The 14,420-nt window shown below is 67.2% G+C and carries 20 protein-coding genes and 1 tRNA gene; 14 read left to right on the top strand and 7 right to left on the bottom strand.

Translation table 11 applies throughout. The annotated features are described in order from the left end of the window. Positions 1 to 46 precede the first annotated feature (46 nt). The 11 genes from phnE to phnP are packed head-to-tail and all read left to right on the top strand — an operon-like array spanning position 47 to position 8,711. Complete coding sequence (gene phnE / locus LT948_RS06835) at positions 47 to 841, top strand: phosphonate ABC transporter, permease protein PhnE (protein WP_003091793.1); 795 nt, start codon at positions 47 to 49, stop codon at positions 839 to 841. A gap of 20 nt (positions 842 to 861) precedes the next feature. Then, positions 862 to 1,584, top strand: coding sequence for a phosphonate metabolism transcriptional regulator PhnF (gene phnF, locus LT948_RS06840; RefSeq protein WP_003091792.1), 723 nt, complete (start codon positions 862 to 864; stop codon positions 1,582 to 1,584). Positions 1,585 to 1,593: 9 nt separating this feature from the next. Continuing rightward, on the top strand, positions 1,594 to 2,052 hold the full coding sequence (phnG, locus tag LT948_RS06845) for a phosphonate C-P lyase system protein PhnG (protein WP_003138234.1): 459 nt from the start codon (positions 1,594 to 1,596) through the stop codon (positions 2,050 to 2,052). Then, on the top strand, positions 2,052 to 2,681 hold the full coding sequence (gene phnH / locus LT948_RS06850; protein WP_003138236.1) for a phosphonate C-P lyase system protein PhnH: 630 nt from the start codon (positions 2,052 to 2,054) through the stop codon (positions 2,679 to 2,681). Before phnG ends, phnH begins: the two co-directional genes overlap by 1 nt. Beyond that, entirely contained in the window at positions 2,681 to 3,781 is a 1,101-nt protein-coding gene (locus LT948_RS06855) for a carbon-phosphorus lyase complex subunit PhnI (RefSeq protein WP_003091786.1), read from the top strand. The genes phnH and LT948_RS06855 overlap by 1 nt, the downstream gene beginning before the upstream one ends. Then, positions 3,778 to 4,662 (top strand): alpha-D-ribose 1-methylphosphonate 5-phosphate C-P-lyase PhnJ, encoded by an 885-nt coding sequence (locus LT948_RS06860; protein ID WP_003091784.1) that lies wholly within the window; start codon positions 3,778 to 3,780, stop codon positions 4,660 to 4,662. Before LT948_RS06855 ends, LT948_RS06860 begins: the two co-directional genes overlap by 4 nt. Then, a complete protein-coding gene (gene phnK, locus LT948_RS06865; protein ID WP_003091781.1) occupies positions 4,659 to 5,474 on the top strand; it encodes a phosphonate C-P lyase system protein PhnK in 816 nt (271 codons plus the stop codon). The genes LT948_RS06860 and phnK overlap by 4 nt, the downstream gene beginning before the upstream one ends. Positions 5,475 to 5,523: 49 nt before the next feature. Further along, the gene (gene phnL, locus LT948_RS06870) at positions 5,524 to 6,240 is read left to right on the top strand and encodes a phosphonate C-P lyase system protein PhnL (RefSeq protein WP_003098702.1); all 717 of its coding nucleotides are present in this window, start codon (positions 5,524 to 5,526) and stop codon (positions 6,238 to 6,240) included. Further along, a complete protein-coding gene (locus LT948_RS06875; RefSeq protein WP_003091776.1) occupies positions 6,230 to 7,393 on the top strand; it encodes an alpha-D-ribose 1-methylphosphonate 5-triphosphate diphosphatase in 1,164 nt (387 codons plus the stop codon). The genes phnL and LT948_RS06875 overlap by 11 nt, the downstream gene beginning before the upstream one ends. Then, the gene (gene phnN / locus LT948_RS06880; protein ID WP_003109293.1) at positions 7,393 to 7,950 is read left to right on the top strand and encodes a phosphonate metabolism protein/1,5-bisphosphokinase (PRPP-forming) PhnN; all 558 of its coding nucleotides are present in this window, start codon (positions 7,393 to 7,395) and stop codon (positions 7,948 to 7,950) included. Before LT948_RS06875 ends, phnN begins: the two co-directional genes overlap by 1 nt. Next, entirely contained in the window at positions 7,941 to 8,711 is a 771-nt protein-coding gene (gene phnP / locus LT948_RS06885) for a phosphonate metabolism protein PhnP (protein ID WP_003109294.1), read from the top strand. Before phnN ends, phnP begins: the two co-directional genes overlap by 10 nt. A 48-nt stretch (positions 8,712 to 8,759) precedes the next feature. Here the strand turns inward: phnP and LT948_RS06890 are convergent, their stop codons facing one another. The 4 genes from LT948_RS06890 to LT948_RS06905 form a co-directional block, all read right to left on the bottom strand. After that, the gene (locus LT948_RS06890; protein ID WP_003091768.1) at positions 8,760 to 8,945 is read right to left on the bottom strand and encodes a PA3371 family protein; all 186 of its coding nucleotides are present in this window, start codon (positions 8,943 to 8,945) and stop codon (positions 8,760 to 8,762) included. A gap of 50 nt (positions 8,946 to 8,995) precedes the next feature. Beyond that, positions 8,996 to 9,142, bottom strand: a complete 147-nt coding sequence (locus LT948_RS06895) for a hypothetical protein (RefSeq protein ID WP_003091766.1) — start codon at positions 9,140 to 9,142, stop codon at positions 8,996 to 8,998. 88 nt (positions 9,143 to 9,230) lie between these two features. Beyond that, positions 9,231 to 9,509, bottom strand: coding sequence for a hypothetical protein (locus LT948_RS06900; protein WP_003109295.1), 279 nt, complete (start codon positions 9,507 to 9,509; stop codon positions 9,231 to 9,233). Between the two features lie 192 nt (positions 9,510 to 9,701). Then, positions 9,702 to 10,220 carry a GNAT family N-acetyltransferase gene (locus LT948_RS06905; RefSeq protein ID WP_022579681.1) on the bottom strand — a complete coding sequence of 173 codons (519 nt, stop codon included), beginning with the start codon at positions 10,218 to 10,220 and terminating at the stop codon, positions 9,702 to 9,704. A gap of 177 nt (positions 10,221 to 10,397) precedes the next feature. Here LT948_RS06905 and LT948_RS06910 point away from each other — a divergent pair. Together LT948_RS06910 and LT948_RS06915 are read left to right on the top strand one after the other, a co-directional pair. Next, positions 10,398 to 10,472, top strand: a tRNA-Arg gene (locus LT948_RS06910). 130 nt (positions 10,473 to 10,602) lie between these two features. After that, positions 10,603 to 11,070: a GNAT family N-acetyltransferase gene (locus LT948_RS06915; protein ID WP_003130262.1), complete on the top strand. Its 468-nt coding sequence runs from the start codon at positions 10,603 to 10,605 to the stop codon at positions 11,068 to 11,070. Positions 11,071 to 11,094: 24 nt separating this feature from the next. Here the strand turns inward: LT948_RS06915 and LT948_RS06920 are convergent, their stop codons facing one another. Genes LT948_RS06920 through LT948_RS06930 form a run of 3 tightly spaced genes read right to left on the bottom strand, consistent with a single transcriptional unit; the run spans position 11,095 to position 13,969 of the window. Next, complete coding sequence (locus LT948_RS06920) at positions 11,095 to 11,682, bottom strand: JmjC domain-containing protein (protein ID WP_003130264.1); 588 nt, start codon at positions 11,680 to 11,682, stop codon at positions 11,095 to 11,097. A gap of 3 nt (positions 11,683 to 11,685) precedes the next feature. Then, entirely contained in the window at positions 11,686 to 12,876 is a 1,191-nt protein-coding gene (locus LT948_RS06925) for a SagB/ThcOx family dehydrogenase (protein WP_003130266.1), read from the bottom strand. Then, on the bottom strand, positions 12,857 to 13,969 hold the full coding sequence (locus LT948_RS06930) for an aKG-HExxH-type peptide beta-hydroxylase (protein WP_003130268.1): 1,113 nt from the start codon (positions 13,967 to 13,969) through the stop codon (positions 12,857 to 12,859). Before LT948_RS06930 ends, LT948_RS06925 begins: the two co-directional genes overlap by 20 nt. Before the next feature lie 26 nt (positions 13,970 to 13,995). On the opposite strand from LT948_RS06930, the gene LT948_RS06935 reads away from it, so the two are divergent. After that, the coding region (locus LT948_RS06935) for a hypothetical protein (protein WP_232197074.1) at positions 13,996 to 14,420 on the top strand (425 nt) is incomplete at its 3' end.

Here is a 14,420-nt window from a genome sequence, read left to right on the forward strand (position 1 = left end):
CGCCGCGCCCACCCGATTCGCCAATACCGCTGTCGAGATTCCCGATATGAGCACTCTGAGCACCACCGCCGCGGCGGCCGCCACCGGCAAGCCATCCTGGGGACGCCTGGTCGGCTGGGGCCTGTTCCTCGCCATCCTCGCCTGGTCCTGGAAGGGCGCGGAAATGAACCCGGCCGTGCTGTTCCGCGACGCCGGCAACATGGCGACCTTCGCCGCCGACTTCTTCCCGCCGGACTTCGGCAACTGGAAGCTCTACCTCAGCGAGATGCTGGTCACCGTGCAGATCGCCCTCTGGGGCACGGTGCTGGCCATCGTCTGCGCCATCCCGCTGTCGATCCTGGCCTCCGAGAACATCGTGCCCTGGTGGGTCTACCAGCCGGTGCGGCGGGTGATGGATGCCTGCCGTTCGATCAACGAGATGGTCTTCGCCATGCTCTTCGTGGTCGCCGTCGGCCTGGGCCCGTTCGCCGGCGTGCTGGCGCTGTTCATCAGCACCACCGGGGTGCTCGCCAAGCTCTTCGCCGAGGCGGTCGAGGCGATCGACCCCGGTCCGGTCGAAGGCGTCCGCGCCACCGGTGCCAGCGCCCTGCAGGAGGTCATCTTCGGGGTCATCCCGCAGGTCCTGCCGCTGTGGATCTCCTATTCGCTGTACCGCTTCGAGTCCAACGTGCGTTCCGCCACCGTGGTCGGGATGGTCGGCGCCGGCGGCATCGGCGTGATCCTCTGGGAGGCCATCCGCGGCTTCCAGTTCGGCCAGACCTGCGCCGTGCTGATCGTCATCATCGTGGTGGTGAGCCTGATCGACGTTCTGTCACAACGCCTGCGCAAGCTGTTCATCTGACGACGCGAGGAGGGCGCCTGGTGCGCCCTTTCCAAACCATGCACTTGTCTAGACAAAGCGAACCGCTGTACCGCGAACTGGCCGAACGGCTGCGCCAGGAACTGCTGGCCTACCGCCCTGGCGACTACCTGCCCGGCGAGATCCAGCTGGCCCAGCGCTTCGCGGTGAACCGCCATACCCTGCGCCGGGCGCTCGACGAACTGGTGCTCGAAGGCCGCGTGCTGCGGCGCCAGGGCAAGGGCACCCAGGTCCTGGAGGCGCCGACGATCTACCCGATGGGCGCCGCCAACGCCTACACCGAGTCGCTCTCGGCCCAGGGCCACCGGGTCGAGGCTCGGCTGCTGGAGGCGCGCCAGCGTCCGGCCGGCGCCGCCGAGGCCACCCACCTGGGGATCGGCGAGGGCGGGCGGGTGCTGGAACTGACCACCCTGCGTTACCTCGACGGCCAGCCGGTGAGCCTGATCCGCCATTGCTACGCCGTTTCCCGCAGCGAGCTGCTCGCCGACTACCAGGGCGGTTCGCTGCGTCGCTACCTGGCCGACAAAGGCCTGCCGCTGACCCGCACCTACAGCCTGATCGGTGCGCGCCTGCCCAACCGCGAGGAGGCGGCGCGCCTGCTGATGCCCCGCCATGCGCCGTTGCTCACCGTCCTCACCCTGTCCCGCGACCGTACCGGCCAACCGGTGGAACTGGCCCAGTCGATCAGCCGCGCCGATCGCTTCCAGTACCAGGTCGCCCCCTAGGAGAAGCCCATGACCGCCTTGCATTCCGATCCCACCATCGCCGCACGACAGCGCTGGATGGGCGTGCTCGCCCGCGCCCGTCGCGAGGAGCTGGACGCCCATGCGGACGCCCTGCGCGATGCCGACTATCACCTGCTGCGCGCCGCCGAGACCGGCATGACCCTGGTGCGCGGACGCATGGGCGGCACCGGCAGCCCGTTCAACTTCGGCGAGATGACCGTGACCCGCTGCGTGGTGCGGCTCGCTGACGGACGCACCGGCTACAGCTATGTCGCCGGGCGCGACAAGCGCCACGCCGAACTGGCCGCCCTGGCCGACGCGCACCTGCAGGGCGCCGATGCGGCGGCCTGGCAGGCGCGCCTGATCGAACCGCTGGCCCGTACCCAGGCCGAGCGCCGTGCCGCCCAGGAGGCGGAAATCGCCACTACCAAGGTGGAGTTCTTCACCCTGGTCCGAGGAGAAGATTGATGACCAGCGCTTCGCTTCCCAGCCCGGCGGATACCGCCGCGCTATTGCAACCGGCGTTCCAGGACCCGGTCCTGGACGCCCAGCGGAGTTTCCGCGCGGCGCTCAAGGCCCTCGCCGAACCGGGGCTGGTACGCAACCTCGACCGCGCACCGGCGCTGGCCGCGTTGCAACCGGCCAGCTACGCGCTGTGCCTGAGCTTCCTCGACTCCGACACCCCGCTGTGGCTGGCGCCGGGTCTCGACAGCCCGACGTTGCGCGCCAACCTGGCCTTCCATTGCGGCTGCCCGATCGTCGCCGAGCGCGAGCAGGCGCTGTTCGCCTTGCTCGACGAAGGCGAGCTGGACGACCTGAGCGGCTTCGACAGCGGCAGCGACCGTTATCCGGACCAGTCCTGCACCCTGCTGATCCAGCTCGCCGGCCTCGATGGTGGCGACTCGCTGGAGTGGCGCGGACCGGGTATCGCCGAGGTGCGCCAGGTGGCGTTGCCGGTGAGCGCCGGGTTCTGGGCGCAGCGCGCCGCACGCACCGAATTCCCCAGGGGCCTGGATGCCTTCTTCGCCGCCGGCGAGCGCATCCTCGGCCTGCCACGCAGTACCCGGGTCAGCGAACCCGTCGAGGAGGTGGCCTGATGTACGTAGCCGTCAAGGGTGGCGAGAAGGCCATCGACAACGCCCATCGCCTGCTGGCGCGCAAGCGCCGCGGCGATACCGCGCTGCCGGAGCTGTCGGTGGAGCAGATCCGCCAGCAGATGCCGCTGGCCGTGTCGCGGGTGATGACCGAGGGTTCGCTGTACGACGAGCAACTGGCGGCACTGGCGATCAAGCAGGCGGCCGGCGACCTGATGGAAGCGATCTTCCTTCTCCGCGCCTACCGCACCACGCTGCCGCGCTTCGCCGCCAGCCTGCCGCTGGATACCGCCGGGATGCGCCTGCAACGACGGATCTCGGCGACCTACAAGGACCTGCCGGGCGGGCAACTGCTCGGTCCGACCTTCGACTATACCCATCGCCTGCTCGACTTCAGCCTGCTCGCCGAGGGCGACTACCCCGGCCCCGAAGTGGAGCGGGGCGCGTCCCTGGAGCCTTGTCCGCGCGTGCTCGGCCTGCTCGACCGGGAAGGCCTGATGACGCCGGAGTACGAACTGCCCGGCGCGGTGCCGGATATCACCCGCGAGCCGCTCGACTTCCCCACCGGCCGCGCCCAGCGCCTGCAGGCCCTGGCCCGCGGCGACGAGGGCTTCCTTCTCGCCCTGGGCTATTCGACCCAGCGCGGCTACGGCCGCAACCATCCGTTTGCCGGGGAGATCCGCATCGGCGCCTGCGAGGTCTGGCTGGAGCCCGAGGAACTCGGCTTCGCGGTGCCGGTGGGCGAGATCGAGGTCACCGAGTGCGAGATGGTCAACCAGTTCGTCGGTTCCCGCGAGGAACTGCCGCAATTCACCCGTGGCTACGGCCTGGCCTTCGGCTACGCCGAGCGCAAGGCGATGGGCATGGCCCTGGTCGACCGCGCCCTGCGCGCCGAGGAATACGGCGAGGAGGTGGTGTCGCCGGCGCAGCAGGAAGAGTTCGTCCTGATGCACTGCGACAACGTCGAGGCCGGTGGCTTCGTCTCGCACCTGAAGCTGCCGCACTACGTCGATTTCCAGTCCGAGCTGGAGCTGATTCGCAAGCTGCGTCGTCCCGGCGTCGCCGAATCCGCGCAACCCACTGTCCAGGAGAAGCGCGCATGAGCCTTTCCCCGCAAGCCAGCGCCGCGCCGGAGCAGGGCTACAACTTCGCCTACCTCGACGAGCAGACCAAGCGCATGATCCGCCGCGGCCTGCTCAAGGCGGTGGCGATCCCCGGCTACCAGGTGCCCTTCGGCGGCCGCGAGATGCCGCTGCCCTACGGCTGGGGCACCGGCGGCATGCAGGTGACCGCGGCCATCCTCGGTGCCGACGACGTGCTCAAGGTGATCGACCAGGGCGCCGACGACACCACCAACGCGGTATCCATCCGGCGTTTCTTCGCCCGCACCGCCGGGGTCGCCACCACCGAACGGACCCCGGAGGCGACGGTGATCCAGACCCGCCACCGGATACCGGAAACCGCCCTGAGCGGCGAGCAGATCATGGTCTACCAGGTGCCGATCCCCGAGCCGCTGCGCTTCATCGAGCCTTCCGAGGCTGAGACCCGGACCATGCATGCGCTCAACGACTACGGGGTGATGCACGTGAAGCTCTACGAGGACATCGCCACCTTCGGCCATATCGCCACCAGCTATGCCTACCCGGTGACGGTGGACGAGCGCTACGTGATGGATCCCTCGCCGATTCCCAAGTTCGACAACCCCAAGCTGGACATGAACCCGGCGCTGATGCTGTTCGGCGCCGGTCGCGAGAAGCGCCTGTACGCGGTGCCGCCGTTCACCCGGGTGGCGAGCCTGGACTTCGAGGACCACCCCTTCGAGGTCCAGCGCTGGGAGGAAAGCTGCGCCTTCTGCGGCAGCCACGAGTCCTACCTGGACGAACTGATCGTCGACGACCGTGGCGGCAAGCGCTTCGTCTGTTCCGACACCGATTACTGCACGCAGCGGCGTGCCCGCCAGGAAGAAGGGGAGGACGCGCAATGAACGCGGTCTGCGAATCCATCGATGCGAGCCTCGACGCACGCGACCGGCCGCTGCTCTCGGTGCGCGGCCTGACCCGCCTGTACGGGCCGGAAAAGGGCTGCCAGGAGGTCGACTTCGATCTCTACCCCGGCGAAGTGCTGGGCATCGTCGGCGAGTCCGGCTCGGGCAAGTCGACCCTGCTCTCACTGCTCTCCGGGCGCTGCCCGCCGGACGCCGGCACGGTCGCCTACCGCGACGACGGCGACCGCTGGCTGGACCTCTACGCCGCCAGCGAAGCCGAGCGGCGCACCCTGCTGCGCACCGAGTGGGGCTTCGTCGAGCAGAACCCGCGCGACGGCCTGCGTATGGGCGTGTCCGCCGGCGCCAACATCGGCGAACGGCTGATGGCCCAGGGCGTGCGCCACTACGGTCGGCTGCGCCAGGCCGGGCTGGACTGGCTGGAACAGGTGGAGATCGATCCGCTGCGCATCGACGACCTGCCGCGAACCTTTTCCGGCGGCATGCAGCAGCGCCTGCAGATCGCCCGCAACCTGGTCTCGGCGCCACGCCTGGTGTTCATGGACGAACCCACCGGCGGCCTCGACGTGTCGGTGCAGGCGCGCCTGCTCGACCTGCTGCGCGGCCTGGTGCGCGAGCTGGACCTGGCGGTGGTGATCGTCACCCACGACCTGGCGGTGGCGCGCCTGCTCGCCGACCGCCTGATGGTCATGCGCCGTTCGCGGGTGGTGGAAGCCGGTCTCACCGACCAGATTCTCGACGACCCGCAGCATCCGTACACGCAATTGCTGGTGTCGTCGGTCCTGCAACCCTGAGCCGAAGCGTCGGCGCCGGTCCGCGCGACGGGCGCCCGGAGAAGTAGCGATGAACAACCTGATCGAGGTCCGCGACCTCAGCAAGACCTTCACCCTGCACCAGCAACAGGGCGTAGTGCTCAATGTGCTGCGCGGGCTCAACTTCAATGTCGCCGGCGGCGAATGCCTGGTGCTCCACGGACGCTCCGGCGCCGGCAAGAGCACCCTGCTGCGCACGCTCTACGGCAACTACCTGCCGGCCGGCGGCAGCATCCGCCTGCGCCACGCCGGCGACTGGCTGGAACTGGTCGGCGCCGAGCCTCGCGAGGTGCTCGCCGTGCGCCGCCAGACCCTCGGCTACGTCAGCCAGTTCCTGCGGGTGATCCCGCGGGTGGCGACCCTCGACGTGGTCATGGAGCCGGCCCTGGCCCGTGGCTGGAGCCGCGACAGCGCCGAACTGCGGGCGCGCAGCCTGCTGGCCCGGCTGAACATCCCGGAACGCCTCTGGCAACTGGCGCCGGGCACCTTTTCCGGCGGCGAGCAGCAACGCGTCAACATTGCCCGCGGCTTCATGGTCGAGTGGCCGATCCTGCTGCTCGACGAGCCGACCGCGTCCCTCGACGAAGCCAACCGCCAGGTAGTGCTGGAACTGATCGGCGAAGCCAAGGCCGCCGGCGCCGCGTTGATCGGCATCTTCCACGACCGCGCCGCCCGCGAGGCGGTGGCCAGCCGCTACCTGGACATGAGCCAGGAGCTTTCCCGCCAGGAGCAAGCCCATGTCGTCTGAACGCGTTCTCAGCAATGCCCGGGTAGTCAGCGCCGAGCGGGTCTTCGTCGGCAGCGTGCTGCTGCGCGACGGCCTGATCGCCGCGGTCGACGAAGGCCGCAGCCACTTGGCCGGGGCCGAGGACCTGGGGGGCGACTACCTGCTGCCCGGCCTGGTCGAGCTGCACACCGACAACCTGGAGAAGCACATGACCCCGCGTCCCGGCGTCGACTGGCCGTCGGCCTCGGCGGTGCTGGCGCACGACGCGCAGATCGTCGCCGCGGGGATCACCACGGTGTTCGACGCGCTGTCCATCGGCGACGTCAACCCCAAGGGCAAGCGCATGCAGCAGTTGCCGAAGATGCTCGAGGCCATCGGCGAGGCCGCCGCCAGCGGCGACGCGCGCGCCGACCATCGCCTGCACCTGCGTTGCGAGGTCAGCCATCCGCAGACGCTGGAGGTGTTCCGCGAACTGGTCGAGCATCCGCTGGTGCAACTGGTCTCGGTGATGGACCACGCCCCCGGCCAGCGCCAGTTCGCCAGGCTGGAGAAGTACCGCGAGTACTACCAGGGCAAGTACCACCTGAGCGATGCCGAGATGGACGCCTTCATCGTCGAGCAGGTAGCCAACTCCGAGCGCTACAGCGACGCCGCCCGTGCGGCCATCGTCGATGTCTGCCAGGGACGCGGCCTGTCGGTGGCCAGCCATGACGACGCGACCCTCGCGCATGTCCGCGAGTCGGCCGGCTACGGCATGGCCATCGCCGAGTTCCCGACCACCGTGGAGGCCGCCAGGGCCAGCCACGAGCATGGCCTGCAGGTGCTGATGGGCGCGCCCAACGTGGTCCGCGGCGGTTCCCACTCGGGCAACGTGGCGGCGGCGCAACTGGCGGGAATCGGCGTGCTGGATATCCTTTCCAGCGACTACTATCCGGCCAGCCTGCTGCATGCGGCCTTGCTGCTCGCCGGCGAGCACAGCGAGTATGATGCGATCCGCTACGACCTGCCGCGCGCGGTGGCGATGGTCAGCCGTACCCCGGCGCTGGCCGCCGGGCTGACCGATCGTGGTGAAATCCGCGTCGGCCTGCGCGCCGATCTGCTGCAGGCGCGGGCGCTCGGCAACAACCAGCCGGTGGTGCGTCAGGTCTGGCGCGGCGGGCAGAGAGTGTTCTGATGACAGGCAGACTGATTTATCTGATGGGGCCTTCCGGCTCGGGCAAGGACAGCCTGTTGCAGGCCGCGCGCGAGCCCCTGGCGCTGCGCGGCTGCCGTATCGTGCGGCGGGTGATCACGCGCTCCGCGGAAGCGGTGGGGGAGGACGCCCAGGCGGTGACTCCGGCGCAGTTCGACACCCTCGAGCGGGCCTCGGCGTTCGCCATGAGCTGGCGCGCCAACGGCCTTTGCTATGGCATTCCGGTGCAGATCGACGAGTGGCTGGCGCAGGGCTACGACGTGCTGGTGAACGGCTCGCGCGGCTACCTGGCGCAGGCCCGCCGGCGCTATCCGGATCTGCTCGCGGTCCTGCTCGGGGTGAAACCCGAGGTGCTGCGCCAGCGCCTGCTGGCGCGCGGCCGGGAAAGCCCCGAGGAAATCGAGGCGCGCCTGGCGCGCAACGCCGAGTTCGCCGCCGGCCTGGAGGGCCCGCTGTTCCAACTGGACAACTCCGGTGACCTCGACGACACGCTACGCAGCCTCCTGGCCCGTCTCGGCAGCGACCGCGCATGCGCCTGACCCTGCTCGGCACCGGCGATGCCCGCCAGGTGCCGGTCTACGGTTGCGATTGCCCGGCCTGTCGCAACGCGCGCGCCGACGCCGGCCTGCGTCGCCGTCCCTGTAGCGCGCTGCTGGAGTGCGCCGGCCAGCGCTGGCTGATCGACAGCGGCCTGGTCGATCTCTGCGAGCGCTTCCCGCCCCATAGCCTCGACGGCATCCTCCAGACCCATTACCACGCCGACCACGCCCAAGGCCTGCTGCACCTGCGCTGGGGCCAGGGCCTGGTGATCCCGGTGCATGGCCCGGCCGACCCGGAGGGCCTCGCCGACCTCTACAAGCATCCGGGCATCCTCGATTTCAGCCAGCCCTTCGGCGCCTTCGAGCGGCGCCAGTGGGGCGCGTTGGCGGCGACCGCGCTACCGCTGGTCCACTCGAAGCCGACCTTCGGTTACTTGCTGGAGGGGGCTTCCGAGGAGGGAACGATACGGCGTCTGGCCTACCTCACCGATACCGTCGGGCTGCCGGCGGACAGCGCCTCGCGATTGCTCGCGGCGCCGCTGGACCTGCTGGTGCTGGACTGCTCGATGCCGCCGCAGGAGCGGCCGCCGCGCAACCACAACGACCTGACGCGGGCATTGGAGTGCATCGAATCACTGCGTCCCCGGCGGGCCGTGTTGACTCACGTCGGGCATGCGCTGGACGCCTGGCTGCTGGACCACCCCGCTGCGTTGCCCGAGGGGGTGGAACTGGCACACGACGGGATGTGCCTGCCGCTGTGAGCGACGCTGTAGCGCCCGGCAAGGCGTTGTGGGGCGTTGTGGGCGAAATTAGTCCAGGCTGGGATCGAAGCGGATTCGCCGACCTACCACCAGCGCAAACAGCAGCCAGGCGCCGGATATGCCCAGCAGTCCCCAGGCGCACCAGGCGAGGAGGGTGGCATCGGGCGGCAGGCTCAGCGCCAGGATCGCGCTGGCGATCACCACGAACAGAAGAATGACGGCGGATCGTGACATGGTTCACTCCCGGAGCCCTCTCCGTCGGGCTCGCTGTTCCTTGTGCCGGCTCAGTGGCGCCGAGGTTCCGTGGCGCCCTTGTCGCTCAGCGGAAGCTTCGCTGGATATTCGTCTCCTCCGCGCTCTATCAGCCAGAGCAGCCCGTAGACGCCGACCGAAAGGGCCAGGGCGGTCAGCGGCAAAGCCAGGATCCACATGTTCTTTCTCCCTTCCGCCCGCCAGCATCCCGGGGACCTGTGCGGCGGTGTAGCGTCGTTGGATGCCGGTCTCCCGGCGCTTGCTTCGTCAGAATGTCCAGGCCTGTTCGTCAGCCGCGGTCACCAGCGCCGTGCCGCGCTCGTCCTCGCCTACGGTGACGATGCGCGGGGATTCTTCGGGCGCCTGGATCACCAGTCGCTGCGCAGCGGGTGCCCACTGCGGTGTTGCGTTGCTGTCCAGCACTACCGGCTTTTCGCCGTTGCGTTCCTGCGTCCTGTCCTCGTCGCCCAGTGCGCTGTTCTGGAAGACTACGAGAGCCAGCAGGGAAAGAAGTCCGGTGCCGACCAGGTTGCGTGAGCTGCTCATGTTCACCTCCATTTCGTAGCTTTGCCAGGCAGATGGCCAAGGTTTGATCCTGAGGGTCTTGTAGCAGCGGTTGTGCCAACTTTTTTCTATAAAAAATCCTTTTAAATCAATGAATTATATATGTGTCCGAGACTCTCTCGCATGCACTTTGCACGGATGGGCATTTTGCCGGTTGCAAAATGCATGATGCTGTCAGCCCAGATGCAGCGCCAGGCTTACGCCGTGGCTGGTGAACCCTAGCGCGGCATAGAAGCGCTGCGCGGTTTCCCGGTCCTGGTGACTGGAAAGCGCCAGTTTGTAGCAGCCCCAACTGCGCGCTCGCTCCACGGCCCGGCCGATCAGTTCGCGGCCTACGCCCTGGCCGCGGGCGTGGCGGTCGACCACCATGTCTTCGAGAATTGCCGAGCGGGCGAAATCGTGCGCCAGGTGTTCGATCAGATGCAGGGTGCAGGTGCCGAGCAGGCGCTCGCCGCGCTCGGCCACCAGGGTGACCCGGTCGTCGCGCGGTCGTTGCAGCTGGATGGCCAGCAACGCCGGGTCCGGGCGCGGATCGGCGCTACCGAGTTGCTGTAGCAGCAACGACAGGCGCGGCGCGTCGTGCTCGCTGGCGATCCGCACATCGAAGCTGGCGAAGGGGGAGTCCGGTATCCGCGGCTGGCGCGGGGCGTCCGGCAGGTCCTGTGCGGCGGGAATGGCGACGGTCTGGTTCATGCTGCACCTCCAGGGTTGCGGAAAATTATGCGCAGCCTTGGTGGCAGTGGCATGACAAACGCTTTCTCTGCCGTTAACATGCCGCCCCGTCAGCGCATCGTGCATTGCGCCGCTGGACTCCGATGGAGATGGTCTTTCTGTCGAAAGCCGGCATGGCAAAAAGCACCGGCGCGATTCGTCCTCGTAGTTTAATGGATAGAACGGCCCCCTCCTAAGGGGTCGGTACAGGTTCGATTCCTGTCGGGGACGCCACCTTCTTTCTTTACCTTGCCTCCCTCCAGGCGCCATGCCTGCGCTGTCCGGCCTGCCGGCATGGCAGGCCGGCGTCGCCTGGGCAATACTGTGGAAACATGGTTTGCCGACGACCGACGGGAGGGCGGGCATGTCTGCCAATCGGGTGAATATTCGCCTGGCCCGGGTGGAGGACGCAGAGATGATCGGCGCGTTCGTACGCCGGCTGACTCGCGAGCATGTTGCCCGTGATTTCCCTCCACAGGGGCGGCGTTTCCTTCAGCGAGCCCTTGGCACTCCGCGAATCCTGGAGGGTATGCGTGGAACCTGCCGCTATTTCGTCGCCGAGGAGCGGGGGAAAATGCTTGGCGTCGTCGCCACTCGCGACGACCATCATCTGCTCATGCTATTCGTCGCGGAAGAGGCCCAGGGCCAGGGGCTGGCGCGTGCCCTCTGGGCACGTGCGCGCGAGGCTTGTCTCGAGGCGGGATATTCGGGTGTCTTCACTGTCAGCGCGGCGCTGGGGGCTGTGCCGGTCTACCAGAGGTTCGGTTTCGTGGCGAGCGGTCCGGTGACCACCGAGCACGGTGTGACGCGTCTGCCGATGACGACCCGGTGAGGACATCCTCCCAGCAGGCGTCGGCTAGCTGCCTTCCGGCGCCGCGAGGGTGGCCGACACGGAGCCTGCGGTCGTTGTCGTTTCGTGCCATACGCCCTTTGGCACCAGAAGCCAGTCGCCCGGAAACAGGTTATAGGTTCGCATCCGCGTCGGCGCCTCGAGCTCCCGCCCGTCGTAGATGACGTGGCGCTCGCCATTGGGCAGGACGCAGTTGTGGCTTGGCTGTTCCACCGCGGGCTTGTCGCCCAGCCTCCAGGTCTTGCAGCCGAACAGTTGCACGATCCATACGGTACGAATGTCGAAATGCAGCGGCGCTCCGCATCCTGGCGGAGAGATATAGGCGTTGACCCGATCGATCACCGCCGCGCCGCAATCACGCGGCTTCAAGCGTTCGCGAAGCTCCACCACCGTGCGTTCCAGATTCATGTAGCAGCGCGTCCCGGCCGGTCTGTCCGGAGCTCCGCTTGCCGGCAGCGCTATTTCCAGGTGCGCGCCATCCGCCGCGCGCAGCATGACCTTGGCTGGGCTTTGGCTGAGCGCGACGACGAACAGGCGATCGGTCCGGGGATCGAGTACGCCCGGGTCGTGTCCATGGGAATGCACGATGTCCATCTTCTACAGGGCGCCCGCTTCGTCCTGGTTTTCCGTTCGAGGACGCGAATGGTCGACGATGTCCGGTTCCAGGGCACCGACTCCGAAGACGGCGAATACCGGTTCGCGCAGAGGGTCGAAGCCGAGCAGGTCCTCGAACAGTTCATCGCGCAGGGCAATGGTGGTGAAGGCGCCAAGGCCTAGCCATGACGCGGTGAGCAGAAGCGATTGCCCGCTGAAGCCGATCTCGGCCATCACGGCCCGGGCGACGCGCGAAAAGTCGTATTTCCAGGCCGTGCGCGGAAGGAACGCGGAGCAGAGAAAGATGACGGCGGCTTCCCGAACCCATTCCTGGTCTCCGCAGGCCTTGGCGATCCACTCGTGTGCATCCCCCGTCCACAGGCGCTCCAGGCCGTGGCGGCGAACGGAATAGTGGTAGATCCCTCTCTCGATGCCGTCGACGTTGAGGACGATCGGATAGACTTCGACCGGATGTAACGAGCCGCCGCTCGGCGAGGTCTTGCGGACGAACACGTCGCCGAGAGGGTTGGGTACGCTCTTGATCATGCCCCAGGCGAACTTGAGCAGGCTGGACAACTGGGCTTCGGTGAGGGGATGGTCCGCGTATCGGCGAGCCGTCCTCCTGTTCAGCATGGTTTTCGGGAACGAGGGTTCTCCTCTGGAGGCCGTCATGCGTGGTTCGCTCAATGGACTGAACGGTGCCGCCGGATATTCCATGAAGGCGGATGCCTGACGCGTGACGGCTGCCTTCTCGGCCAGGGCGGCATTGAACTCCGCGGGTGGGGCGAAGATCGTCTCCCTGCTCGTCCGTGTTGCGAGCAGGAAGCGCATGGCGTCGCCCCAGCCCGCACCAGGGGCGCGCAGGCGGGTTCCCCTCAGATCCTCGGCGCGCACCGTCAGCACATCGAGTTCCAGCAGATCGTGCAGAACGCCGATGGCTCTGTTGACAGACTCCGCCTCGCCTCCCTGCTCGAAGGCCCGGCTGACGAAATCGTCGGGTTCGATCCAGTCCATGAACAGATCCAGCAGCGGTATCGCCTCCCTGGAAAAGGCTTTGCTGGCGCCAGTGGCGCGGTTCTCGAGGACGATCTGATCGTCGAGCAGCGTTACTCCCACGCCGTCCGAGAGATGCAGGGCGTTGCCGCTGATCCGCAGGGTGGCTGGCTCATCCGTTTCAACCTGTCGCTTCTGCATTCGCTTTCTCCCGCTCGTGCCGGACCCGTCCGCGAATTTCGCCATCCAGTTCGGCGAGTTCTTCGGCAAGCCGCTCGACGATGATTCTTCCCTGTTCCGTCAGGTTGGCGTCTCCTTGCAGCATGGGGGTCGCCTTCAGGCAGCCGGACAGGATCAGTAACGCGCGGCCCCGGCATTCGGCCGCTTCCCGTCCATCCAGGTTTGCTCGGCGCCAGTAGTACTTGACCAGTAGGGCGTAGATGTAATGGGCATGCAGGAAGCCGAAGAGATCACGACGCGAGCCGGACCACGGCAGCACGTAGTTGGCCTCGAGCGGTGTCTGCGGGAGGGTCAGCCTGGTCATTTCTCCAAGTTGGTAAAGAACCTGATGTCCGGTTTCATGGACGATCGACTCTTCAAGATCGAGAAGTGATTCATCCATGTTGCCCAGGTAGACGATTCCGGAGTAGCGCGCCGCCGAGCAACTGCGAAATGCCGCATCCGGAAGGTAGCCGAAGATGCGCACGCACTCCTCGATCTGCGCATGCAATTCGGGCCAGGCCGTTTCGATGTTCTTCAGGGCGCTGCCGAGAAGGCCGGCTTGCATTCTCAACGGATGGCCGATGGTGCGTCCTTCTTCTCCGGAGGAGGAGGGGGCACGACTGAAATCATAGGTTGGCGGTGTCGCTTTCATGACATAGGGATGCAGATCCTCGCGCTGGAGTGCGATCGCGCTGCCGGGGACGTAGAGGTTGGCCTTGCCTGTGAGTCGACGCTCGACGTCCTGCAGTACCGAGGGAAGTTTCGATATATGGCGGATGAGTTCTTCCGTGCGCCTGTTGGCCGATGCGCGGAGGAAAAAACGCAGCCAGATCGAATAGACGGGATCATCGAAGACGAGCGTAGATCCTCCTTCCCCCTCCCGGAGATTGAGCAGCGGCTCGGGGAGGCCAGGCTCCTGTGCCGTCCTCAGCACTTCGTCGCATTGTTTCAGGGCATCGAGACCCAGCTGGGTACGCTGCGCAAGGATGGCCTTGCGCAGCGAGTGGAAAGCCCCGAGCCCCCTGTCGGGCTGGAATGCCGAGTTCCAGGGGCGGTCGGTGCCCGGACTCATTGAGACTCACCCTTCAGATTGGCTAGTTGTTTGCTTCCCTGTTGCTGTTGTTGGTCAAGGATAGCGGCCAAGCCTTGGAGGAACTGTCGACCTTTCTGCTGTTGCTGCTGGTCGAGCAACGCGGCGAGGTCCTGCAGGGTGCGGCCTCCCTGCTGTTGCTGTTGGTCGAGGACCGCGGCCAGGTCCTGGAGGAACTGCCGGCCCTTCTGCTGTTGCTGCTGGTCGAGCAACGCGGCGAGGTCCTGCAGGTTGCGGCCTCCCTGCTGTTGCTGTTGGTCGAGGACCGCGGCCAGGTCCTGGAGGAGCTGTCGGCCCTTCTGCTGTTGTTGCTGGTCGAGCAGCGCGGCGAGGTCCTGCAGGTTGCGGCCTCCCTGCTGTTGCTGCTGGTCGAGGATAGCGGCCAGGCCCTGGAGGAACTGCCGGCCCTTCTGCTGTTGCTGCTGGTCGAGCA

The sequence above is a fragment of the Pseudomonas sp. CP-1 genome (assembly GCF_021213715.1).
Classification (GTDB): domain Bacteria; phylum Pseudomonadota; class Gammaproteobacteria; order Pseudomonadales; family Pseudomonadaceae; genus Pseudomonas; species Pseudomonas aeruginosa.